Annotated in this window: 20 protein-coding genes; 5 read left to right on the plus strand and 15 right to left on the minus strand. The window is 62.3% G+C overall.

The genetic code is table 11. The features are described from left to right. Positions 1-58 precede the first annotated feature (58 nt). The 11 genes from G6N47_RS28855 to G6N47_RS28905 all read right to left on the minus strand — a co-directional run bounded on the left by G6N47_RS28855 (position 59) and on the right by G6N47_RS28905 (position 11,203). Positions 59-952: a TIGR03620 family F420-dependent LLM class oxidoreductase gene (locus G6N47_RS28855; protein WP_232080466.1), complete on the minus strand. Its 894-nt coding sequence runs from the start codon at positions 950-952 to the stop codon at positions 59-61. A 245-nt stretch (positions 953-1,197) separates the two neighbouring features. Next, positions 1,198-2,331: an NDMA-dependent alcohol dehydrogenase gene (locus G6N47_RS28860; RefSeq protein WP_083130681.1), complete on the minus strand. Its 1,134-nt coding sequence runs from the start codon at positions 2,329-2,331 to the stop codon at positions 1,198-1,200. Further along, complete coding sequence (locus G6N47_RS28865; RefSeq protein ID WP_083130682.1) at positions 2,328-3,932, minus strand: AMP-binding protein; 1,605 nt, start codon at positions 3,930-3,932, stop codon at positions 2,328-2,330. The genes G6N47_RS28860 and G6N47_RS28865 overlap by 4 nt, the downstream gene beginning before the upstream one ends. A 70-nt stretch (positions 3,933-4,002) precedes the next feature. Next, positions 4,003-4,791, minus strand: a complete 789-nt coding sequence (locus tag G6N47_RS28870; protein WP_083130683.1) for an SDR family NAD(P)-dependent oxidoreductase — start codon at positions 4,789-4,791, stop codon at positions 4,003-4,005. A gap of 51 nt (positions 4,792-4,842) precedes the next feature. Continuing rightward, positions 4,843-5,838: a DUF7064 domain-containing protein gene (locus tag G6N47_RS28875; protein ID WP_139799393.1), complete on the minus strand. Its 996-nt coding sequence runs from the start codon at positions 5,836-5,838 to the stop codon at positions 4,843-4,845. A 130-nt stretch (positions 5,839-5,968) separates the two neighbouring features. Next, the gene (locus G6N47_RS28880; protein ID WP_083130685.1) at positions 5,969-7,000 is read right to left on the minus strand and encodes a phosphotransferase family protein; all 1,032 of its coding nucleotides are present in this window, start codon (positions 6,998-7,000) and stop codon (positions 5,969-5,971) included. Between the two features lie 23 nt (positions 7,001-7,023). Beyond that, complete coding sequence (locus tag G6N47_RS28885) at positions 7,024-7,878, minus strand: SDR family NAD(P)-dependent oxidoreductase (RefSeq protein WP_169717247.1); 855 nt, start codon at positions 7,876-7,878, stop codon at positions 7,024-7,026. 113 nt (positions 7,879-7,991) lie between these two features. Next, positions 7,992-8,201, minus strand: a complete 210-nt coding sequence (locus G6N47_RS28890) for a ferredoxin (RefSeq protein ID WP_083130687.1) — start codon at positions 8,199-8,201, stop codon at positions 7,992-7,994. After that, a complete protein-coding gene (locus G6N47_RS28895; RefSeq protein ID WP_083130888.1) occupies positions 8,194-9,300 on the minus strand; it encodes a CaiB/BaiF CoA transferase family protein in 1,107 nt (368 codons plus the stop codon). Before G6N47_RS28895 ends, G6N47_RS28890 begins: the two co-directional genes overlap by 8 nt. A gap of 112 nt (positions 9,301-9,412) precedes the next feature. After that, entirely contained in the window at positions 9,413-10,555 is a 1,143-nt protein-coding gene (locus G6N47_RS28900; RefSeq protein WP_211281497.1) for a cytochrome P450, read from the minus strand. Between the two features lie 180 nt (positions 10,556-10,735). Beyond that, positions 10,736-11,203, minus strand: a complete 468-nt coding sequence (locus G6N47_RS28905; protein ID WP_232080467.1) for a nuclear transport factor 2 family protein — start codon at positions 11,201-11,203, stop codon at positions 10,736-10,738. A gap of 238 nt (positions 11,204-11,441) precedes the next feature. Here G6N47_RS28905 and G6N47_RS28910 point away from each other — a divergent pair, with 238 nt between their 5' ends. The 3 genes from G6N47_RS28910 to G6N47_RS28920 all read left to right on the plus strand — a co-directional run bounded on the left by G6N47_RS28910 (position 11,442) and on the right by G6N47_RS28920 (position 16,208). After that, positions 11,442-12,881, plus strand: coding sequence for an aldehyde dehydrogenase (locus tag G6N47_RS28910; protein ID WP_083130689.1), 1,440 nt, complete (start codon positions 11,442-11,444; stop codon positions 12,879-12,881). A gap of 339 nt (positions 12,882-13,220) precedes the next feature. Beyond that, positions 13,221-14,912 (plus strand): AMP-binding protein, encoded by a 1,692-nt coding sequence (locus tag G6N47_RS28915; RefSeq protein ID WP_083130690.1) that lies wholly within the window; start codon positions 13,221-13,223, stop codon positions 14,910-14,912. An 18-nt stretch (positions 14,913-14,930) separates the two neighbouring features. Then, complete coding sequence (locus G6N47_RS28920) at positions 14,931-16,208, plus strand: cytochrome P450 (RefSeq protein WP_083130691.1); 1,278 nt, start codon at positions 14,931-14,933, stop codon at positions 16,206-16,208. A gap of 622 nt (positions 16,209-16,830) precedes the next feature. On the opposite strand, the gene G6N47_RS28925 is transcribed toward G6N47_RS28920, so the two are convergent. The 4 genes from G6N47_RS28925 to G6N47_RS28940 all read right to left on the minus strand — a co-directional run bounded on the left by G6N47_RS28925 (position 16,831) and on the right by G6N47_RS28940 (position 21,946). After that, positions 16,831-17,910: an FAD-binding protein gene (locus G6N47_RS28925; protein WP_163659986.1), complete on the minus strand. Its 1,080-nt coding sequence runs from the start codon at positions 17,908-17,910 to the stop codon at positions 16,831-16,833. 152 nt (positions 17,911-18,062) lie between these two features. Next, positions 18,063-19,124 (minus strand): Rieske 2Fe-2S domain-containing protein, encoded by a 1,062-nt coding sequence (locus tag G6N47_RS28930; protein ID WP_083130693.1) that lies wholly within the window; start codon positions 19,122-19,124, stop codon positions 18,063-18,065. 218 nt (positions 19,125-19,342) lie between these two features. After that, a complete protein-coding gene (locus G6N47_RS28935) occupies positions 19,343-20,971 on the minus strand; it encodes an AMP-binding protein (RefSeq protein WP_083130694.1) in 1,629 nt (542 codons plus the stop codon). Further along, positions 20,972-21,946, minus strand: a complete 975-nt coding sequence (locus tag G6N47_RS28940) for a TIGR03619 family F420-dependent LLM class oxidoreductase (protein WP_083130696.1) — start codon at positions 21,944-21,946, stop codon at positions 20,972-20,974. 108 nt (positions 21,947-22,054) lie between these two features. Between G6N47_RS28940 and G6N47_RS28945 the strand changes: the two genes are divergently transcribed. Further along, the gene (locus G6N47_RS28945; RefSeq protein WP_083130698.1) at positions 22,055-23,206 is read left to right on the plus strand and encodes an acyl-CoA dehydrogenase family protein; all 1,152 of its coding nucleotides are present in this window, start codon (positions 22,055-22,057) and stop codon (positions 23,204-23,206) included. 166 nt (positions 23,207-23,372) lie between these two features. Continuing rightward, complete coding sequence (locus tag G6N47_RS28950; protein ID WP_232080468.1) at positions 23,373-24,299, plus strand: alpha/beta fold hydrolase; 927 nt, start codon at positions 23,373-23,375, stop codon at positions 24,297-24,299. Positions 24,300-24,379: the final 80 nt, after the last annotated feature.

The following is a 24,379-nucleotide window of genomic DNA, read 5'->3' on the forward strand; positions in this document are numbered from 1 at the left end:
CATGCGTTTCGTCGTCATGAAAAGGTCAGTTCCGGACCCAAAGCACGTTGGTGGGCACCTAAGCAACCAGGGCCGCCGCCAGCTCGCGCCATTCCCTGCGCGGGAATTCTGGGGGCATTTGACCCCAGTTTTCGCCGATGACCTGGATGCAGACGTGATCTGCGCCGGCCTCGTGATGCGAGTACACCTTCTTTCGGATCTCTTCCGGCTTACCCCACGCGACCAATGCATCAACTAGCTGATCGCTGCCCCCATCCAGGAAGTCCTCTTCTTTCCAGCCGAGGCGTAGAAGATTTCGACAATAATTCGGAAAGCCAAGGTAGGCGCCCGTGTATTTCCGGGCGATCTCCCGCGCTCGAGTGGCCTGCTGCTCGAGCACTACCGCGTGCTCGGGAGCCAATAATGCGTCGCCGCCCAACGATTCTCGCGCCCGCCGCGTATGCTCCGCAGTGACGAAATAGGGGTGAACGCCTGCGGCTCGTTCCTTTGCCGTCTTGAGCATCTTCGGACCAAGGGCGGCAAGGACCCGGCGCTTCTGCGGAATCGCCGAGCCGGCCTCGTCGAGCGCATTCAGGTAGTTCGTCATCGCCCGGAAGGGGCGCCGGTAAAGATCGGCCTGTTCCTCCGTATTGACCATCGAGGCATGGCTCGACCCGATACCCAGGATGAATCGGCCCGGCGCTACATCGTCGAGGCGACTGAAGCCAGCGACCACTTCAGCCGGGGCGTGTTTCCACAGATTCAGGACACCCAGCGCTACGGGAATCCGTTGTGTTGCCCCCAGCAGAGTCGCACCCATGTCGAACACAGGCCCGCCGAAAGCGCCTGGGTACCAAATAGCCGCATATTCCAGCTCTTCGAGTTCAGCCGCGGTGGCCGCAGCCTCGTCAGGCTCTCCGAAGTGCAGTTCAGTGCTCCACACTCCGACGGCGCCGAGCTCGTTAGCGATCACATTATTCGCCTTTGCTGGTCGTCATTGCTATCCCACTCACACCGCGGACTGCTCGTCCGCCCAGCCGCCCGGTAACGGCGCACCTCAAAGTGAGTCTCGCCCAGGTTCACATCGTTGTCAACCGAGAGGTTGGGTATGTCCGAAGAGGGGCGTCTGGATGCCACACCCCGCGGGGTGAACAGTCGCTCGCTCTATCCCCCGGGGGTAGGGCCATTAGTCGCTACACGTGTCGCCGCCGCAGTCGATCAAACAGTCACGACGCCGCGCAGGATCTTGCCGTCACGAAGGTCGTCGTATCCGTTGTTGATCTCGTCGAGCGAGTAGCGGCGGGTGATCAGCTCATCGATCTTCAACTTCCCGGATTCGTAGAGCGCGAGCAGCTCCGGAATCGCTATCCGAGGGTTCATCGAACCGAACACGGTGCCCTTCAATTCCTTGTTCCACAACACCAGGTCGTGAAGGGCCATCGGCACGTGAGTTTGGCTGAACGGTGCCACACCGACTGCCACGCACGTGGAGCCCTTTCCGGTGATGGACAACGCTTCGCTGAGAATATCGCCGTAAAGCACGCTGGGAGCCACGATCACCCGATGGCACAGCTGGCCCCGAGACAGCTCCTGGATCAGCGGTAGTGCCTCGCCGACCGATGACGCGGTGTGCGTCGCGCCGAACTCACGCGCCTTCTCTTGCTTGAACCCGATCGGATCGATAGCAATGACGACACGTGCACCAGCTGCGGCTGCGCCCTGGACCGCGTTGATGCCGATGCCACCTACGCCAATAACGGCGACGACGTCGCCCGGCTGGGTTTGTGCACGAACTACGGCCGCGCCCCAGCCTGTCGGAATACCACACGACAGCAGGGCAGCGATCTCGAAGGGGACGTGTTGCTCAACTTTGATCAACGAAAACTCATGTACGAGAGCGTATTCGGCAAAGGTGCCAAGGTTCGAGTAAACGTTCGTACCTTCTCCACGCCACAAGTGTTTGGGCTTGTCCGCCTTCTGCAGCAGACTGAATCCCAAATCGCAAAGATATTGGCGTCCACTCGCGCACGATGGGCACGTGCCGCAAGCGGGCATGAAGCTGGTGGCCACGTGGTCACCGACTTGGAACCGTTCGACCGCCGACCCGACTTCGACGACAACGCCTGCGCCTTCATGTCCGCCAACGAGTGGAAACTGTGACGGCAAACCCATTGCCAAGCGCGCCTCTTCGGGTATGACCATGTCACCGGTGGCCATGTGCTCATCGGAGTGACATAAGCCGGCGGCCCTGACTTCGACGATCACATCGTGAGGTTCGGGCTTGCCGAGCTCGACATCATCCACGAGCCACTTCTCCCCTACCCCGGTGAGTAACGCTGCCCGCGTCTTCACGATGTGCTCCCTACGGCGTTAGCGACCTCTCGGGCCCAGTTGTAATCAGCCTTGCCCGCCGGCGACCGTCGGATCTCGTCGACAATCGCCACAGTTCGTGGAATCTTGTATCCCGCAAGTTGTTTACGCGCATGCGCTTGCAGCTCGGCAAGATTCATGGCGCATGCAGGGTGAATCGCGATAACAGCCGCCACCTGCTCCCCCAGCAACGGATCGTCAACCCCGACAACTATGGTGTCGAGCACGGCGGGGTGCTCTTTGAGCACCGATTCCACCTCATCCGGAAAAACCTTCTCTCCTCCGGTATTGACAACTAGCGACCCCCGGCCAAGGAGTGTGATTGTTCCGTCCTCGTTGCGGACGGCATTGTCTCCGATCACTGCCCACCGTCGACCATCAACGTCTGTTCGGAAGACTTCAGCGGTCTTTTTGTCATCTCGCCAGTACCCGCTGGCAATGGCGCCTGAGGCCGCAAGTAGTCCAGTCTCTCCGACAGCCGCTTCGCTGAGGTCGCTTCGCAGGATGGCCGTGCCCGGGCGAACCTCGAACCTGGGAGGCTTCTCACCGTCGGCGCCCGCCCGGGTACCGATCGTGCCGGCCTCGCTTCCACCGTAGCCATCGACAATCTGGACGTGCGGCAACGCTTGTTTCAAGCCTGCCTTGACATGTGGAGACAACACCGCACCGCCTGATCCGAATGCCACTAATGACGAGAGGTCCCATCTGGCTGGATTCCGTTGCAGCTGTGCCAGTAACGGGGTCGCCATGGCGTCGCCGACAATGCTCATCACCTCAACGCCAAAATGCTGCACGGTGTCCCACACCCGCGGGGCGTCAAACGTCGGCCCTACCCACACAACCGCAGTGCCCGCGGATGCCCAGGCTCGTAGAACTGCCCATTGCCCGTTGCCGTGCATTAGGGGTGCGACAGCCATCGTCGCCGTGGCCGGCCGCTGGTCCCATTTCCCATCGGCCACATCTGAAATGAGTTGCCCCGTACCCGGGCCCCAATTGAGCGCTCCGTGAAACAAATTGTGATGCTTCCAATAAACCCCTTTGGGCAGCCCGGTAGTTCCGCCGGTGTAGAGCAGGTAGCCATCGTTTCCGGACCTTCGGACAGAGACTCGCGCGGGATCCATATCGGCGAGCAGCGCCGAATAGCTCACCGACCCAGGGCTGTCCATCGGCGAGTCCATGTCGAGAACGACTACATGTGCACGTTGCCGTACCGTTTGTAGACAGGTCAGTATGACTTCCGCCAGTGCGGCTTCCACGACAACGACTTTGGGTTCGCAATCGGCGATGATGTGCGTGATTTCACTGGCGGTATAGCGGTAGTTGATGTTAACCGCCAGTGCGCGGATCTTGAAACAGCCCAGGAAGACGTCGAGCCACTCGATACGGTTGTGCGCCACGACTGCCACCCGGTCGCCTCGTTCGACTCCGAGACCCGCCAGCATATGGGCGCAGCGGTTACCGCGGTCGTCCATCTGCTGGTAGGTGTAGCTAAATCCGTCCGAGAGAGCCACCGCAGTTCGCTGAGGAACGACGTCAACGATCACCTCGAAGAGGTCTGCGAGATTTACGCTGTGGTTGGTCATCTCTGCTCCGCCGTCGTCGGTCTGATTCCAAAAAGTCGGTGCCGAAGCGTCGTTGAGTTGTGCACCGGAATCACAACGTCTCACCACCGTCGATGGCGATGACCTCACCAGTGAGGTATCCACTCTCCTCGCCGCAGAGATAAGCCGCCAGGGCCGCAAACTCTGACTCTGTGCCGTGGCGACCCGCGGGTATACGTGCGACCATCCGGCGGTAGGAGTCCTCGTCTTCGAATTGTGCCTGTGTCATCGCAGTCCGAAAGTGGCCGGCCGCAATCGCGTTCACAGTGATGCCGTAGCGCGCCCATTCGCGCGCCAGTGAGCGAGTCAGCTGCACGAGGGCTCCCTTCGCCGTGTCATAGCAGGAGGTGAACGGGACTGTGCGCCGGACCACGTTGGAGACGACGTTGACCACCCGCCCATATCGTTGGTCGACCAAGGTGCCGCCGAATGCGCGCAGGACGCGCACTGCACCTCCGAGATGGGTTTCATGTAGTGCTGCCCACTCTTCTTCGCTGATCGCGGTATCGAAGCCCGGGAAGGAGTCCTCGATTCCGGGCAGCGGGATGAACGTCTTGTAAAGCAGACTTCCGGCGTTGTTCACGACGATGTCTACCCGGCCGAACAATCGTCTGACCTCGTCGTGGGCCTCCAGCACGGAGTCCGGTGCGGTCACGTCGGTGGATATTGCCGCAACTCGTACCCCGCAGGCACGAGCCTCATCGGCCACCGCGTCGAGCGCCTCACGAGACCTCGCCAATAACGCCACATCAGCACCCTCGTTTGCGAACCGAAGCGCAACGGCGCGACCCAGGCCGCGACTCGCGCCGGTAATCACCGCGACGCGTCCCCGCTGGATCATGATGGCCTCACAGCGACCGCATCGAACAGGTCGGCAAGGTCGACTGAACGTTCAGCCACGTCGCTGCTTGCCACCCTTGCCCGCTTCGATCGATGCCGAGAACTCAAAGGGGGTTGTCCACCCGTAGCGTTGATACTGCAGCGCTACCAATTCGAAAACGCCGTAACCGGTTTCGTTACCCAGCCGGAATTCGCACAATGAGTCATGGATCGTGCCATGGCGCCGCGCCGCATCTGCATATTCCTTGTTGGGCCAGTGTTCCCAGCCGGCCTCTGGTCGGCCGAGCGCCGATGCGTAGGGGTTGGATAGATCCACTGGCTCGGGTGCCATGTAGCTCACCAGCGGGCCCAGGGCGCGGAACTCGAGAGCCTCATTCTTCCCATCAACTGTTTGGAGCTGGACAGTGCCGCGGCTGGGCACCCGCTCGCCCTCGGCCAGCTCGAAGTCGTGATCCACGATCTGAACGCCCGGCCCAACTCGATCGGGATAGCAGAATCCGCCGCTGGAGTACTGGATCTGTCCGGCCGCGTCCTCGAAGTGATACAAGCTAAGGCTCCGGTCCGGAAACTGGACACACGACCAGATCCAGAAGTCGAGTCCTTCGCGGATACCCCAGGTTCGGTCGCGCACACCGTACCAGCCGTCTGCCTCGTAGCGATTTCCGTCGATCTTCATCCAGCCGCGGTAAGTGCCCGACTGGTGCAGATGAGCGAAATCGTGTATTGCCTCCCCGTCGGGCTTTGCCGCCGAGATGCGATCGAACTCCCACGGCCGGTGTCGGGCCGTCCAGGAAAGGTCCATCTCCAGTCCGGACCCGTTGGGCATCATGGTTATTCGCCATTGCTTCATCGGCTCTACGATCTCGAAGGTGAATTCACCGATGTCCATTCGGGCGCGATCGCCACTGATGGGTCGTACCCCGCGCCAGTCCGTCTGACCGCCGTTGATTCCCGGCACCGCCGAGATCACGTATGCGCTGGCCAAATCGGTGTTCGGTGTGGTGCCCATACCGCACACCAACAGCACATCGCCATTGGTTGAGTGCACGTTGAAATAGTTACGTTCCTGCCATTCGGGCCTCCCGCCACCCGGAATCGCAATGCTGTCAGTACTCTGGTGAATGAAGTAATCATCAAGTGGGACAAGCATGCCGGTTCCTTAATCGCATGGCCTGCGGTCATTCCTTAACTGGTAAGAGGGCGAGCAAGTCGTAGGCCCGTTTGAGCAGGATGTCAATTACCGCTCCCCACTGCGCCATGCGCTCATCGGGTAATGCGCCGGTCTCGTAGGCGATAGCCCCCTGGTGGAGGATGCCGGCGAGCTTTGCGATCGCGGCTACCTCGTAGACCTCAACGCCACGAGCGCTCCGACCGCTGACCTTTTCCCAGGTTTTGATGGTTTCCCCGCGCGAAAACATGCCAGGCAGCGCGAAGTAGTCGTAGCTGGGCAATGGTATGTCGCGAACATCGATATCTCCCGGGAACCACCCGAGTACGTAGCCGAGGTCATACAGCGGTTCACCGTTGTGTGCCATCTCCCAATCCAGGAGCGCGGTGAGCTTGCCGCCGTGCCAGAGCGTATTCCCGATCTTGGGATCACCATGCACCACGGCAGGTTCGCCGCTGCGGACGAAGCCAAGATCTGACAGAGTGTCGAAGACCGTTGCGATCGCTAACCCTTGAGCCGCGTGTTGTTTCGATTTTGTGGAGTTCCGTTGCGCACGTTTGCGCCACTCCCCGTAGACCGCTTCCGGCGTTAGTGGGCGGCCCAGGCTGGGCTGCGGTGGCGTCCGGTTCACCGTCGCGATCGCCGTAATCCATTGTTCGCACAGCCGGTGGCGGAATTCAGGGGTGCACTCGGCGAGCCAGGCGGGTGCTTCGTACTCGAACGATTCGCCACGCATCGCCGAGCACAGATAGAAGGGTGCTCCGATGAATTTCTCGTCGGTGCACACGCCGTAGACGCGGGGCACCGGCACGTCGGGTGCAGCTTGCCGGATGTCCGCGAGCACGTCGTGTTGTCGCTTCATGTCGTAGGGCGGCAGCAGGCCCGGGCCCTCCGGCGGAGTTCGCAGGATCATGTCGATGCCGCCGAGCCGGTAGGTTTCATTCGAGTGTCCCGCGGCCAACGTGTCGACAGTCGTGACCGCGCCCGGTCGACCCAGAAACGCCTCCACTCCTGCGGCAAGTGTCTTCGTGTCACGAGGCATTGACGTCTCCGTCTTCTGAAGAGCTAGCGTGTTGGGCGGAATCCGGCGGATGCCACGAACTCCGGGCTGGTCGCCTTTTCGATGAGCGGATCGATATTCGGGCCACCACGCAGGTGATGGCCGCCGTCCACATCGAGGATGGCGCCGGTGATCCAGGCAGATTCGTCCGACAGCAGGAATGCGACAGCCGCGGCGACATCTTCGGGAGTGCCGGTCCGCGCCAGCGGCATCTTGTCCAGATAATCCTGGCGCACGGAAGGTGTCTGCACCAGCTCCGTTGACGCTTCCGTTGGCACTAGTCCCGGGCGCACGGCATTGACACGGACGCGCAACACGCCCAGTTCGTCAGCGGCGGTGCGCACGAGCATTTCCAGGCCGGCTTTAGAAGCGTTGTAAGACACCATGAATCGATGAGTCAACACCCCGGCGATGGATGACATCGCGACGATCGAACCGCCCCCGGCCTCGGCGATGGCTCGACCCGCATGCTTGATGGTCAAAAACGACCCAGTCAGGTTGGTGGCGAGGACGGCATCCCAGCTGGCTTTGTCAGCACTCAAAATGGGTCCGCCGGAGCCGAAGCCGGCATTGACTACCGCAAGGTCGAGGCGTCCAGTTCGCTCAGACGCCGCAGCCACGGCCCGGATCACCGCCGCCTCGTCGGACACGTCGCAGACAACCCCGTTGGCTCGATCACCAAGTTGCGTGGCTGCGCTTTTCAGCTTCGTCTCGTCGCGGCCGCAGACCGTAACCCATGCTCCTTCTGCAATCAGAAGTCGGGCACACGCCAACCCCAGGCCGGAAGCCCCGCCGGTGACAATGGCGCTGCGGCCGACAAATCGACCCCGACTCCTCTGTGACACCTCGGTGTCTGGCATCGTACTACCCCACAGACCCACGAGCTTATCCCAACTGGCTAGTTGGGTATAGCGCGAACGTAGCATCACCACCAGGTGGCGTCAACGCAGACCGGCCACTTCCCGCCCCACCGTTAAGGCGGCGACTGCCTCAACCGCAACGCCCGTTTGGGGCAGCTGTCCACTGCCTGCCGGGCACGCTCGAGCATGTCGTGCTGCGGCCGGACCTCGAGTATCTGCAACGCATCTTCGTCGTCAAGAGCGAACAACTCGGGTGCTATGCCAACACATACGGCATTGGCCTCGCACACATCGGCGTCGACGGTCAGTTCGACATCAGCCATGATCCTCTTCCCAACCGGCCAGAATTTGATCCAGATCGCACCATTTACCATCGAGTTCGGGCAGCTCAGTCCGAGTGCGCGAAAACCGTGGCGCGGGCATGGCCTGAACGACCCCGGTCCGCTTTGCCACTGTTTCGCGGGCAGCGATGTGAGGATGGTTGCATACCTCCCCGAACGAGAGCACCGGCGTCACACAAGCATCGGTGCCGGCGAACAACCTCTCCCAATGCTCGCGCGGGCGAGACGCAAAGACGTTGGCAAATCTCGCTTTTGTCTCGGGCCAGTGTTGTCGATCCAATTGATCGGGAAGAGTCGCAGCATCTATACCCAGTCCGTCGATGAGCGCTCGGTAGAACTGCGGTTCGATGGCTCCCACCGCCACAAAGCCGCCATCGGCGCACTCGTAGGTGTCGTAGAACGGTGCATAACCGTCAAGCAGGTTCGACTCACGCTCATCCTTCCATTGGCCCAGCGGCAGAAGCCCCCACACCATTTGCGCGAGAAGCGACGCGCCATCGATCATGGCGGCGTCGATCACCTGTCCGGAGCCTGAGCGCTGTGTTTCCCACAGCGCCGCAAGTATGCCGATTACCAGAAGCATTGAGCCGCCGCCGAAATCACCGATCAGGTTCAGCGGTGGCACGGGACGCTCCTTCGCTCGCCCGATGGCGTGCAGCACGCCGGTCAGCGAAAGGTAGTTGATGTCGTGGCCTGCTCTTAGGGCCAGCGGCCCTTCCTGCCCCCACCCGGTCATACGGGCGTAGACCAGGCGAGGATTGCCGGCATGACAGTCCGCGGGGCCGAGCCCGAGCCGTTCGGCGACTCCGGGCCGGAAGCCCTCGAGCAGCACATCGGCAACCTGCACCAGCCGTAACACGTCCGCTCGGCCAGCCGAATCTTTCAAATCAACCAGCATGCGGCGGCGACCACGCATCATCGGCTGTGGTGCGTCCGGCGAATCCAATTGCTCGCGGTAGGACGGCCGCTCGATGCGCACGACGTCGGCACCGAGGTCGGCGAGCAGCATCGCCGCGTGCGGGCCAGGGCCGATACCGGCCAGTTCCACGATCCGCAATCCCGCCAACGGTCCCGGCGTCACGCCCAGCGCCCCCTCATGTTGCAAGCCGGTGTCGCGGTGCTTCTTCAGCAGCTGCTCGTATTTCGTTAATTGCCAAGACCGTTCTCTCTCCTGCAAGGCCGCCCCGACTGGATCAGTAGCGGACGCCCTTTAGTGACGGCGTGAATCTCAAGTTGACCTCGGTAGGGCCCGAGATGAAGTTCGACGCCAACCAAGTCGGTTCGCCGACCAGCTCCAAGTTCGGTAATCGGGTAAGCAGGCGGCTCATCATCGCCGAGATCTCGAGCCTGGCGAAATGTGCTCCCAGACAGAAGTGCGGTCCCCCCGCGCCGAATCCCATGTGAGGATTGGGATGCCGGTCCACGATGAAATCGTCGGGATCGGCGAAAACCGCAGGATCCCTGTTTGCGGCCCCGAAGTATAGAAGAACCTTTTCGCCTGCGGCGATGTTGACCGCACCCAGCCGAGTGTCCTGCAATGCCGTCCTGCGCATGAAGACCACCGGGCTTTGGTAGCGCAGAAACTCTTCGACGGCCCGGGGCATCAAACCTGCGATGTCAGCGATCAGTCGCGATTTGGCGTCGGGATGCTCGAACAGCGTTAACATCGCACCGCCCACCAGGTTCCGTACCGTGTCACCGCCGGCGTTGACGAGCAGCAGGATGAACAAGTTGAAATCCAGGTCATCGAGCCGGTGACCGTCGACTTCCGCGTGCACCAAACGGCTGGCAAGAGATTCATCGGGCTGCCGGACTTTCCTCGCGCGCAGATCGGTTCCGAACTGGAGCATTTCCTCGCGAGCCGCGGCGCGCTGCTCATCGCTGACCGCATCCTGTGCCGAGTGCATGACCTCCGTCAGTTCGTATAGCCGGATACCGTCTCGACGTGGGACACCGAGCAGTTCGGCAACCAGATACGACGGGAGCAACCCGGCGACTTGGCTCATCAGCTCGCATTCACCGGCTTCGCAGACTTGATCGATGATCTCGTCGGCCAGCCGGTCGATCAGCGAGGCCCAGCGGGCGGCGCTGCGGGGGGTGAACTCGCTGCTGACCAGCTTGCGGTACTGCGTATGCCTCGGCGGATCCATGAACATCATCATGTGCTGGATCGCTGAAAGTTCGGTTTCGCTGACGTCATACATCGTCATTCCGAATCGATTACTGAAAATCTGCGGGCGGACGCTGGCTTCCTTGACCAAGCCAGCAGTTGTGACCGCCCAGAACCCCGCACCGCCGGGCTCATCATGCCAGTACACCGGTGCGTTCTCTTGCAACCAGTGATACTGATGCACTGGATGGCCGTTGGCAAACGACGCGGAGCTCCAGAGATCGATGGAGACATTAGTTGTGGTTGCGTTCACGATGCCCTCTCCCGGGACAGCAAGTTCGGTCGTCCACTACTTCACATTTCGCGCGATTGCCCGCACAGTCTGGTGAGCGTGCATTCTGCGGTGTCACAATCCGGTGTCCTGGAGCAGTAGCCGGGTCAAGTGCGACGACGCGATCTTCCAGGCACCGTCGACCTTTCGGTATGTTTCGTGGTAATGCCCCCACCCATGGATCAGGCGGTGAAGGTGGGTCGCGACGACGATGTCCTCCATCGGCCAAATACCTCGCGCCTCAGTGTCCGAGATGATCTCCAGTACCGGCGTATGCCCCTGATGCACAGATGTCGTCGGGTTCAGGATGCCCCGCACCACATTCTCCTTGATGGCATCCAGCCCGGTGAAGCTTCTCGTGTCGCCGTCACGCCCGCCCGTCGACACCGCGCTGTCCCAGGCCAGCGTTGCGTCGACGGTGAATAACCCCAGCCACAAGTCCCATTGCTTCGTATCGATGTAGTAGAAATAGCGCGCCTTCAGCTGCCTCAGCGCCTCAAGCTCCGCTAATTCTCGAAATTGGCCCGGCGCCGGGCCTGTCACGGTGTCTTGCATATTTTCCTTAGCCAACTCATTGGTTGGGTAAGGGGGAAACTACCAGCACGGGCGACCTGGTCGCAACAGGTAAGGCCGCCACTAGCCGGTGCGCTGCCCCGCCCATCCGGGGAAAGCAACCGGCACCGAGCTCGGTTGTCAACTTTGTGGCTGGCAACCGTGCTGGGTCGGGCCTACGATCGAGCGCGGCAATGAATCGCCACCAACAACCAGGGAGAGTATCGAGATGGATCGGTTAGGCAGCAGCCTGTTCATCGGTGGCAAATGGGTGCCTTCGCGGACCGACAAACACTTCGATATCGTGTGCGCCTCAACGGAAGAGGTTGTCGGCACCGCACCCGAGGCGACACCGGAGGATGTCGACGCTGCGGTCCTGGCGGCACGATCGGCCGTCGACGATCCCGACGGGTGGGCGCACTGGGATTCCTCCAAACGCGCTGCGACCCTGGAGCAATTCGCTGACGTAATGCAGCAGCGCGGTGACGAACTGGGTCGGCTTGTGACGCTGCAGAACGGTATGCCAACCACGATCGCGAACCTTTCCGAGGTGGTCGCACCTCCCAAGTTGCTGCGCTACTACGCCACGCTGGCGCGCAGTGTCCGGCTCGAAGAGGAGCGGGTGTCGATGAGCGGCGGGACAACGGTTGTACGCCGGGTACCGGTAGGTGTCGTGGCGGCGATCGTGCCGTGGAACTTTCCCCAGAGCGTCACCTTTTTCAAACTCGCACCTGCCCTGGCCGCAGGGAACAGCTGCGTCCTCAAGCCGGCGCCCGAAACGGTGCTGGACGCGTGGCTGATTGCCGACGCGGCAGCTGAGGCTGGAATCCCGCCTGGCGTCATCAATCTGGTCACCGGTGGGCCCGCCGTTGGTGCCTATCTTGTGCAACACCCGGACGTCGACAAGGTGGCCTTTACCGGGTCAACGCGCGCTGGTCGGTCGATCGGTGAGGTATGCGGCCGGCTGTTGCGGCCTGTGACTTTGGAATTGGGCGGTAAGTCGGCGACCGTGATCCTGGACGACGCCGACCTCGCGTCCACAGTTCAGGGGCTGTTTCCCTGCACGCTGGTCAACAGCGGCCAGACATGCATGCTCGGTACCAGGGTGCTGGCGCCACGAAGTCGCTACGACGAGGTCGTCGATGCGCTCACCGCCTTCGCTTCGGCGCTGCCGATGGGAGATCCGTTCGACTTGCACACGATGCTGGGGCCGCTGGTCAGCAGCCGGCAGCGTGACCGTGTCGAGCGGTACATCGCTCTCGGCCGCAAGGAGGGGCGCCTTGTTCTGGGCGGGGGAAGGCCACCGGATCTGGACAAGGGGTGGTACGTGTCGGCAACGATTTTTTCCGACGTGTCCAACGATGCGACCATCGCCCGTGAAGAAATCTTCGGTCCGGTGCTCACGGTTATCCCTTACGACAATGAGGAAGATGCGATTCGCATCGCCAACGACTCCCGGTACGGCCTCGGCGGCAGTGTGTGGAGCGCCGATCCGGAGCGAGCGCGTGCTGTCGCATCCCGGATACGTACCGGGACGATCGGCGTGAACTTCTACGACATCGACTACTGCAGCCCCTTCGGCGGTATCAAAGACAGCGGAATCGGACGCGAGCTCGGGCCCGAAGGGCTGGCCGCATTCCAACAGCTGCAATCTGTCTACCTCAGCTGAACGCAGACACGTATCCGCACGCGGCTGCGGCGGTTCTGCGGCTGCCCGGTGCGCGTGACAGGCTAATAGTTGCATCGGCGGCTCTCATGGTTCAGGATGTGCGTGTAACCAACTGCAGGGTTGGGTACAGCGCTTGGGCGCTGTAGAGACTGGCAGGGGAGGTTTACCGATTCCGCGCGCTGGCAGCGTAAATGGGTGAGAGCCAACATTGCCCGATAGCGGCCAGAAATCCAGCAGCAGCCGGATGAGGCGCCAAGATTGAGGATCTATGACGGCACCGGTGAGGAATTGAAGGGCGCCGAGTAGCCCCTCGTATCAGCCCGAGCGAGGAGGTAGTGATTGGCCACCAGGCTGGACTGGAACCTGGCCGACGTGTGGGAGAAGGTCGCCGAGGTGGTGCCGGATGCCCCCGCTCAGATCCAGGGCGAACGGATGTTCACGTGGTCCGAGTTCGATCGCCGCGCGAACGGGGTCGCTGCCGCCCTGCTGGATAAGCGCGCGAGCCCCCGGGATCGGGTAGCGCAATATTTGCGGAACGGGCCCGAGTACCTGGAAGTCGCCCACGCCGCGCTCAAGGTCGGGATACCGGCCGTCAACACCAACTATCGCTACGGCGGGGACGAACTGCTGTACTTGTGGGAGAACGCCGATGTCAGCTGCGTCGTCTTTCACGCTTCGTTTACCGAGCGTGTCGACGAATTGCGCGCCAGAGCGAGCAGCGTGCGCCAGTGGATCCATGTCGACGACGGAACATTGCGATGCCCGCACTGGGCCCTTCCGTACGAAGCGGCCGCGGGCGGCTGCGGCCAACGCTCAGCGGTCCGTTCGCCATGGGGACGCAGCAGCGAGGACCTGTTTCTCCTCTACACCGGCGGCACGACCGGCATGCCCAAAGGAGTGATGTGGCGCAGCATCGACTTTCTAGAGCAGGTTAACGACGTCGGCGGAGTTTCATATCCGCTCGAGGAGGGCGTCGCCGCCATCCCGTCGCGGCTGACGAGCCCAGGGCGGGTTCACATTTCAGCCTGCCCGATGATGCACGGCACCGGCCTGTTCGGCGCATTCATCACCATGCACCAAGGTGGTTGCGTCGTCTCATTGAACGGGCACAATTTCGACGCGGCCGAGCTGCTGAGTGAGATCGAGAAGCACAGCGTCTCGAGCCTCGCGATCACGGGCGAGGTCTTTGCGCGCCGCATCCTCGACGCCGCGAGTCGCGAACCCGATCGGTGGGACACCTCAAGTGTGCGAAACATCCTCTCCTCGGGAGGGATCCTCAGCGAGGCATGCAAGCGGGATCTGCTTGAGTACTGGCCGCAGGCAACCATCCTCGACGGATTCTCCTCATCCGAAGGATTCGGCATGGGCTGGTCGGTAGCGACGAAGAGCGACATTCCGGCCACTGCTGCGTTTTCCATCGGACCCGATGTGATGGTGCTCGACGCCGCCGACCAACCCATTTCTCCCGGATCCGGAGTCATCGGACGCCTCGCCGTCTCGGGACGCGTCCCGCAGGGTTATTACAAAGATCCCGACAAGTCAGCCGCTACGTTCGTCGAGATCGGCGGACGGCGTATGGCGCTGCCGGGTGACCACGCCACCGTCGACGTCGACGGCCGGATTCACCTCGTCGGTCGAAACTCGTTGTGTATCAACTCCGGTGGGGAAAAGATCTACACCGAGGAGGTGGAGGCCGTCCTGCTCGATCATCCCGCAGTCACCGACGCCCTGGTCGTCGGAATTCCGGATCCGGTGTGGGGGCAGGCAGTCGCCGCAGTGGTGAGCGTGGACACTTCGGCCCCACCATCGCCGGCCGACCTGGTGGCTCATGTGAAGAAGCGGCTGGCCGGCTACAAGGCGCCGAAGGAGATCGCCTTCGTCGACGCTGTCCCGCGCGGCCCGAATGGCAAGCCCGACTACGCCGCCGCGCGTAATCTTGCCGAGCGACACCGCAACGCGCGCCCCGCATCTACCGATTTACCGTCAGCAGGGAAAATCCACGATGTGGAGGAGTTTCCTGTAACCCGCTAAGCGACAAGGAAAGTCAACATGGGCATCGCGCCGCGAGTGAACGGCATAGCACCGCCGAACGTTCCACTCACCGACATTGATCTCAGCTCATGGGACTTCTGGTCGCTCGACGACGATCTACGCGACGGGGCATTCACCACGTTGCGCCGTGAGGCACCGGTCTCCTTCTGGGCCGAGCCCGTCCAGCCCGGCTTCGAGCAAGGGCCCGGGCATTGGGCGCTGACCAAGCACGACGACGTGTTCTATGCCAGCCGTCATCCTGAGCTGTTCAGTTCGAGTCCCAATATGGTCATCAACGACCAGCCGCCGGAGATAGCTGAGTTCTACGGGTCGATGATCGTGCTCGACGATCCCCGGCATCAGCGATTGCGGTCGATAGTCAGCCGCGCGTTCACCCCTCGGGTACTGGCCCGCGCCGCGGCATCGGTGCGCGAGCGTGCGCACAGCCTTGTTGCGTCGCTGATTGCCAATCATCCAGACGGCAGCGGCGAGGCCGTCAGCGAGCTGGCCGGGCCGCTGCCGCTGCAGGTGATCTGCGACATGATGGGCATTCCCGAGGAGGACCACCAGCGGGTCTTCCATTGGACCAACGTGATCCTGGGCTTCGGCGACCCTGATCTAGCAACGGATTTCGAGGAGTTCGCTCAGGTCTCAATGGAGATCGGCGCCTATGCCACTGCGCTCGCCGAGGACCGCCGCAACAGTCCGGGCGACGATCTGACCACCAGCCTCGTGCAGGCCGAGGTTGACGGCGAGCGGCTCTCGTCGGCGGAGATCGCCTCGTTTTTCATACTGCTGGTGGTCGCCGGCAACGAGACGACACGCAACGCGATCAGTCACGGCCTTCTGGCGCTGACCCGCTACACAGCGCAGCGGGCGAAATGGTGGGCAGACTTCGATGGTTTGTGTCCCTCGGCGGTCGAAGAGATTGTGCGATGGGCTTCGCCGGTGATCTACATGCGGCGCACCCTTACCGAAGACATCGAGCTCAGTGGTGTGAAGCTGGCCGCCGGAGACAAGGCCACGCTATGGTACTGCTCGGCCAATCGCGACGAGTCGAAGTTCCCCGACCCATGGATGTTCGACGTGACCCGCGACCCCAATCCGCATGTTGGGTTCGGCGGTGGCGGTGCGCATTTCTGCCTGGGCGCCAACCTGGCTCGCCGTGAGATCAGCGTCATGTTCGAGGAGTTGCACCGCGCGGTACCCGACATTGTCGTGACCGAAGAACCGGCACGGCTGCTCTCGCCGTTCATTCACGGAATCAAGACGCTGCCGATCGCCTGGACCGCCTGATATCCGGGCGCGGGCGGGTGGTCAGACAACCACTGGTGCGAACACGGCTTCCTCAGTGTGCCAAGACAACAACGTTTGCGTATCAGCGGCTGAATCGGTGAACTTCAACGACATCGACTACTGCAGCCGCCTTGGGCGATATCAGGGACAGCGGGATCGGAGTCGAGTTAGGGGCCGAAGGTCTGGCCGCATCCCAAACAGCTGCAGTCCCTGTGTCTCAGCTAAACTCAGCGACGCAGCATTACGGCGCAACTTCCTAGCCGCAGGCCGTTCGCTGGATTCGATGACGCGGGTCGGCTCAGGGGCCAACCATCGTGGCAGACAACCTTTCTGCGGCCATTGCGCGGGCTCCGAGTATCCCGGCGCTAGCGGCTGCCTCCATGTATGTGCCGCAAGTTGGCTCCGAACTTTCGTTCACGAACCACAGACCCGGGACCGAATCACTCTTCCGCGGGAGCTTGGGTCCAACTGTGCAGTTGCCGAACCAGAGATGGCCGGGCTTGTGGCCAGAGGAGGCAGTTTCGCCTATCACCGATTTGTAGCCGGGAAAACGCTCTTCGAGAGTGTTGTACAGTCCGGCGATGATCGCATCGCGGCCGCCAAGGCGCTCAACGTCAGTCGGCTACAGAATTCTTTCAGCACAAAGAAATTGCTTACCGGGCTGGGTGGTCCACGGAGCGAGATCGTGCAGACGTACCGTCCACTCGAGGAGGCCGTCCTCGAAATCGACTGCGGCAACCCATTTTGCTTTGTCCCGCGGTACCACGGTTCCCTCGATGACGGCGAAGACAGTGAAATCCAGATGAGTCGTCTTTTCGCTGTACGCGATCGATGCCTCGAGCTCTGGCGGAATTGGATCGAGAAGTTTCGCGATCCGATCGTTCCCGCAGGCAAACGCAACGATGGGGGCTCGGGCTTCGGTCCCATCGTCCATAGCTATGCCATCAGCTCGGCCGTTCTTCATGAGAATCTCATGCACTTTGCCGCCTCGCCGGATAACCCCACCCCGATTCTCGATCTCACGCGCCAGTGGGATGGCCAGACCATGCCGGTTGTCGGGATAGGGGAGCCCGTAAGTCGCCTCTCCACAAAACATGCTGCGAAAGTAACCGAATGCGCCAGATACGGAAATATGATTTCGGCAGAATTCTGAAGATGCTGCAGATACGAATCCGCCTAGCTTGATCAAGAAGTCTGATACCAGCTCGTCACACTTCATGTCCTGCAACCACTGGGCCAGTGGGGTTCGATGCATCTTCACGAGTTCGGGGTAAGGTATGCCCAGCGCTGCGTCAAGGACGCGACCAATCTCCTTTTGGTATTCAGCTAGGAAAGGGAAGCCTTCGACGAACGCGCCTGCCGCGGATTCGCCAGAGAGCGCGCATTGCGGAAGGGTTGCAGCATCTTCGCCTTTAAGGGCCATAGCATTATCCAGTTGTCCAAATCCCAAGGGCGTCCGTACTGGAACGTTCAGCTGCCGGACCAGCGTTGGCCACCAGCCTCCTCCCCATCCGACCTGCCACGTCGGGACTTGAGACAGGCCCCGATTCCCCCCCACCATGTGGGACTTGAGAGCGAAACCGACCTCTTTCGCCTCGCAGATCAGGAGCGGTCGGGCTCCGGCTAACATTAGTTCGCCAGCACAACACAACCCCGCCAATCCAGCGCCGATCACGATCACATCAAAGTCTTCGCTTCGCATATTCTCCCCTTTCGACTCGCCAGTCATAGCATCAGAGCTTTGACTTGGTCCTCAGACAGCATTCGCGTAGCTCAGAATTCGAGAGTTTGCCTTTATGGAAGCCACCTAAAAGAATTGGACGAGCCAGTTGCCAATCTCTAAGCCCGTGATCGTTATGACTGCACCGAGCCGGGCACACGCGCCACGCTCGCCGCGGCATGCCGGTCGGGTCTCGTGGCATACGGGGCATCGCTGTAGAACTGGCGTGACCAGCGGCGGAAGCGTGCATAATGTTGTTCCTCACCGCCGGCGAAGGGCGGGTGCTCGACGTAGCGCTGGTGTTCCCAGATCTTGAAGTCGTGCCGGATTTGGCCCTTCTGGAACTCGATCATGCGCCCGGCGAGTCCCGATGGTTGAGGATCGTCGCTGCCGGGTTCACGAGTGGAGGTGATGGTATCGAACAGTTGCGAATGCTCCCTGTCGACGGGAGTGGTGGCAGTCAACTGGGAAGTGATGAAGTTGCCGAGCACGAACCGCGCATTGGACAAGCCCAGTCCCCATGCCTCGGTTTCTATCTCGCCGATGACCGGGCCATCGGGGGTCATCCAGGTCGACGGTTTGCCGGCACCGAACACAAACCCGATCCGCGTATGCAAGTAGTGCCCCTGCTCCTCCCACATCAGGGGCCGCCCCGACTCGCCTGCACCGTGCACCCACCTGAAGTGGTGGTAGTCCGGTGTGTTCTCTACCGGGGACTGCGGGATGATCTTACGGATCCCGACGTGGTCAGCACCTTGCGGGTAGATCGGGTAATGCTTGACGTCATCGGCGAATTCAGGGATTCCGGGCCACCGCCAAAACGGCTCCCGACCGAAAGCGTCATACCACATCAGGATCAGACCGTCGACCTCGTCGGTCACCCAGCGTTCGAGGCTGACGTTTCGCGTTTCGCCTGGGGCATAGGGGATCTCGGCCAATGTACCGTGCGACGACCACAGCCAGCCGTGGAACGGGCATTCGATGCACTCACCCTTCACCACGCCGCCGTAGCCCAAATGTGCGCCCAGATGCGCGCAGAAGGCGTCAAGAAGTGACAGCACGCCGGTCTCGGTGCGAAAGAGCACCAAGTCACGGTCGAAATACTTGACCGCGCGGATCTCCCCGGGCGGCAGTTCGGCAGAGTAGCCGATCTGATACCAGCCCGTCGGGAAGACGTCGTACGGCCAATCCTTCATCGAGGCTCTCCTTTACTGGGCAGGCGCAACCAGATCGTACCCAACCGCATAGTTGGTAATGATGCTCGATCGTTCGGCGGTTCGTCAAATGCCCCGGCCGTGAGCTGAAAGCCACGGATAGACAGTGTCAACGTTGAAGCCGTAATTCGGCGTCAAACGGCCGCCACCTCGACACCCAGTTGTCGCATGCCAGCACCGCGACATCACGCTCGCGGAGCCTACTGCGACTCTGACCGCGGACCGCGCCGAGCTCCTCGGCGGGCGCTTCGCTCCACGACCAGGCCGAGCGCCTGCAGGTCGACGGTCGTTGGCGTGTCCCAGGATTCGCGCAATTTATGTTTTTGCACCCGACCCATCGCGTTGACCGGAAGTTCGTCGAGGAACTCGACGTAGCGCGGCACCGCGTAGTACGGCAAGTTCGTGCGGAAGAAGTCGAACAGCTCCTCCGGCGTCAGCTGCGCTCCCGGCTTCAGCACAACGCACACCTTGATTTCGTCCTCGCGCACGTCGGCCGGCGTCGCGTGGACCGCGACCTCGGCAATGGCGGCGTGCGCGCAGATCGCCAGCTCCAGTTCGACGGAGGAGACGTTCTCGCCGTGTCGGCGCAGCGCGTCCTTTTTGCGGTCGACGTAATACAGCAGTCCCTCATCATCGAAGACACCGAGGTCACCGGTGTGATGCCACAGGTTGCGCCACGCTTGGAGAGTCGCCTGCTCGTTGCGCCAATAGCCACTGAACATCGAGTGCGGCTCGAGTGGCCGCACCACGATCTCGCCCGTTTGTCCCACGGGCAGCAGACGATCGTCGTCGTCGACGACCTGAACGTCGAGCCAGGGCACCCGGGCACCGGCGCTCGTGCGCTCGCCTGCGCTGCGTCGACCCGATCCCATCGTCGCCGGAAGCACCTCCGTCTGGCCGTAGCCTTCGCCGATGGCCCGCACCCCGAACCGGCACGCCAGCTCGCGCTGGACCTGCGGCGCGAGTGGGATGAAGATGACCCGCTCGATGGTGTGGTCAGCGTCGTCGGCCCGCGGCCGCGTAGCCAGCAGCGCCGCGGCCATCGCTCCCACGCCGAACACCTGCGTCGCACCGATCTCGCGTGCCCGCTCGATGAGCCCCGACGCGCTGAAAGTCGGTTCGAAGCTGACCCGGCAGCCGGCCACCAGCGCGTCCATAAGCGCGCTCAGCGCAAAGCCGTGATAGAGCGAAAGCGGGCACAGCGACGTGTCGTCCGCGGTGAACCAGCCGTTGATCATGTGCGCCCTGGGCATGCGCACGAAGTAGCCGTTGCTGATCATGCAGCCTTTGGGCATCCCCGTCGTACCCGACGTGTAGAGCACGGAGACCAGGTCGTCGGGCGTCGGATCCGGCCAGGCTTGGGTGGGATCGACAAACAGATCGCGATACCGGATCGCGCCGCTCGAACCCTCCGCATCGCAGTCAAGCGACACGAAAGTCACCTCGCTGAGCTCCGGCGACGAGGTCGCCACCTCGGCCATCAGGGGATACGCCGCGTAATCGGCGATCACGACGCCTGGATCGGCGTCGACGAGCTGATAGCGCAGGAACTCCCCCTTGAGGAACATGTTCAGCGGCACGTGCACGGCACCGAGTGCCGCACACCCAAACAACACATCGAGTGCCTCGTCGCGGTTGGCCATCATCGACGCCACGCGGTCGCCCGGGCGCACGCCCAGCTGGTACAGCCCGGCGGCCAACCGCCGGGCCCGGTCGTATGCCTGACCCACGCTGTTCCACCCGCCGCCGCAGGCGGCCAGGTGCCGGTCCGGATCCTGCTCGACGCGAGCACGTAGCCGCCCCAAGATCGTTGCGAGTCCATCTGACACCTACCGCACCTCCGTCCGGGCGTCGTCGGGCTGGCCGCCGGGGCCGATCACCGAGCGGAACGCCTGACCGAGTTGCTCTAACAGCTCGCGTGCCGCCGGATATCCGACTGGCAACCGCGGCATCATGCGAAAGTCCGCTACTCCCTGGGCCATCAGCTTCGGCACCGGCTCAAACATCGCGTCGAAGTCGAGGCGTCGCTGCCGGGACAGGATCGTGGGTATCGCGTAGCACACCTGGACCGTCGAGAAATCGCGACCCTGCGCCGCTACCAGATCACGCATGCGCTCAAGAAGTTCCGGGAAGTTCTCCGGTGTGGCGCCCCACGGGATCCAACCGGCACCGTAGCGCGCGAGCCGGCGTGCTACGCCGGTAATCGGGCTGCCACCGATCCACACCGGCACACCGCCCGCAGCGGTTGGCTTAGGCATCATGTGCACGCCCGCAAGGCTGAACCGATCAGTAACAAGCCGGGCCTCGGTGGTCGTCCACAACTCCCGGCAAGCGGCCAGCAACTCGTCGAGGACCTGACCGCGCTTGGCGAAATCGATGCCGAGAGCGCGGAACTCGGCCTCCTGCCAGCCGATCCCGACGCCGAGCTCGAAGCGACCATGCGACAGCACGTCTAGGGTCGTGGCGGTCTTGGCGAGCAGGACCGGGGGGCGAATCGGTGCGACGAGCACGTTCGTCGCGAGCCGCACCCGGCTAGTGACCGCCGCCATCGCGGCGAGCACGGTAAGCGGCTCCAGCCAGTCGCCGTCTGGACCGGTGGGCTGGACACCACCAACCCTGCCGCCGAGCCGCGGATTGCCATAGGCCGACAGGTCCGACCCGAACACGACGTGATCATTGACGAAGATCCGATCGATGCCGGCATCGTCTGCGGCGCGGGCCTGGTCGAGCAGATGGCGCCAGTCGGTTGGCGGGGCGTTGGCGAAGTTGCGAACGCCGACCGACAGCTGCACGGATGCGCTCATGGCTGAGCGCCCGGGAGCGGCAGTCCCTGATTGACACCCGGATTTCCATCAGGCATAGTGCGGAATAGTGTACCCAACTAATCGGTTGGCAACCGGGGTAGCCTCGCGATGAGCTTCATCGAAACGGACGAACACCGCGTGCTGAGGGCCGCGGTTCGCGCGATTGCTAGCAACTTTGGTCACGACTATTTTCTTCGATGCGTCGAGGACAAGCGGTTCACCGACGAGCTCTGGACTGCAATTTTCCAGCAGGGCTTCGGCGCGGTCAACCTACCCCAGGCGTACGGCGGGGGCGGCAGCGGTTTCCAGGAGATGGCCATCGTCATCGAAGAACTTGCGGCACAGGGTTGTCCGCTGTTGTTCCTCATCGTTGCCGGGATGTGCGGACCGGTCATCAACCAATTCGGGACCGATGAGCAGAAGCAATACTGGTTGCCGCGCATCGCCGAGGGCAGCTTCAAGATGGCCTTCGCCATCACCGAGTCCGATGCCGGTTCGAACATGTTTGGCATCAAGACGGCCGCACGCCGCGACGGCGATTGCTGGGTGTTGCGCGGCACCAAGCAATACATCACCGGTATCGATGTCGCCGACGCGGTGCTCGTCGTGGCCCGTACCGGATCGACGCAGCGCAACCGGGCCGAACTCTCACTGTTCATCGTCGACGTCGACTCACCCGGTTTAGCGTTCACGCCCATCCCAATGGCCATGCAGGTGCCCGACAATCAGAACAGCGTCTACCTCGACGATGTGCGCGTCGACGGAACCCGCCTGATCGGCGGTGTCCCCGGCCAGGGCACAACGCAGATATTCTCGAGCTTGAACCCCGAGCGAATCTCAGTGGCTGCCCAAGCCACCGGCCTGTCGCGATACTTCATCAACAAGGCCACCAGCTACGCGAAACAGCGCGCCGTCTGGGGCGTCCCGATCGGTACACACCAGGGAGTCGCCCACCCGCTCGCCGAGGCGCGGATCGATATGGAACTGGCGCGGTTGATGATGCAGAAGGCAGCCTGGCTGTTCGACAACGGCATGGAAGTCGGTGAGGCGGCCGGGATGGCCAAGGTCGCCGCCGCGGACGCCGTGCTGAAGTGCTTCGATCAGGCCATCCAGATCCACGGCGGTAATGCATTCGCCAGCGAGTACGGTCTCGCTGACCTTTGGGGGCTCACCCGGCTTATGCGCAACGCTCCGGTGAGTCGAGAAATGGTGCTCAACTACGTTGCCCAGCACTGTCTGGGCCTCCCCCGCTCGTACTAGTGGCGAAGCAACAGCGCATGTTGGCGGGCTCGGGCGACAGTTGCAAACACCGCTCGCGGTCAACAGTGAGGAGTGCAGCATGAGCGCAGTGGACGCATCCGAATGCGTCCGAGCCGACCTCGTTGTCGACGTTTCCGGCAGCTGTGACATAGCTGGCCGACTCCGCGTGGCCGCCACCGTGTTTCTGCCCCGACCCGACGCGTTGGCTGCCGGTGCCACGGTTGTGTATGCGCTGCCTGGCGGTGGCTACAGCCGCGGTTATTTCGACATGCACTTTCCCGGTCGCGCCGGCTATTCGCAAGCAGAACATCACGTTTCGGCCGGGCTGGTAATGGTTGCCATTGATCACCTCGGCGTCGGGCAAAGCTCACCGCAGGTGTGCGACCAGTTGCGCGTCGAGGACATCGCCGCTGCCAACCATGCCGCAGTAACGGCGATTTCGCGGTTACTCGAACAGGGCGGTGCGGCAGCGAAATACCCCCCGGTGCACATTGCACGTCGTATCGGTGTAGGTCAATCCATGGGCGGGGCCGTCACCGTCATCATGGCCGGCGTGCACGGTAGCTATGACGCGATCGCGGTCCTGGGCTTCAGCGGCATCCATACCGTGTTGCCGTTGTTAGATCAGCATCAGACCGCCGAAGTCGCCGGAAGCATAGAACTAGGTGCCGACCGTCGGGACGGAGATCCCGCCGATCAGTCCGTGGCCCGCACTGCCGCACTGATACCCGACTTCCTCTATCCGTTCTTTTGGTCCGACGTGCCCGACGACATTGTGGATGCCGACACCCGCGGCGGCTACCCATTGCGAGAACAGGCACCGGTATTCGGTAGCGCGACGCTGCCCAACTGCGCCGGGGCAATGTTGTCACCGGGTTACATCGCCGCCGAGGCTGCCATGGTGCGCTGTCCGGTGTTTATCGGCCTCGGGGAACGCGACGCCGCAACTAACCCCCACTCGGAGCCGTCGGCTTATGGAAGATCCACTGACGTCACGCTTTTCATCTGCGATCGGATGGCCCATATGCACAATTTTGCCTCCACACGCGGCAAGCTCTGGGACCGTTTGGTCGGTTGGTGTCAATCGCTATGAATAGTGCACGCATACGGCCTTGGTGACAGATGTGCAGCATGGAAATGGATTGGATGCCCGCGACACTGGCGATATCGAGA

The organism is Mycobacterium branderi, from assembly GCF_010728725.1.
GTDB lineage: Bacteria > Actinomycetota > Actinomycetes > Mycobacteriales > Mycobacteriaceae > Mycobacterium > Mycobacterium branderi.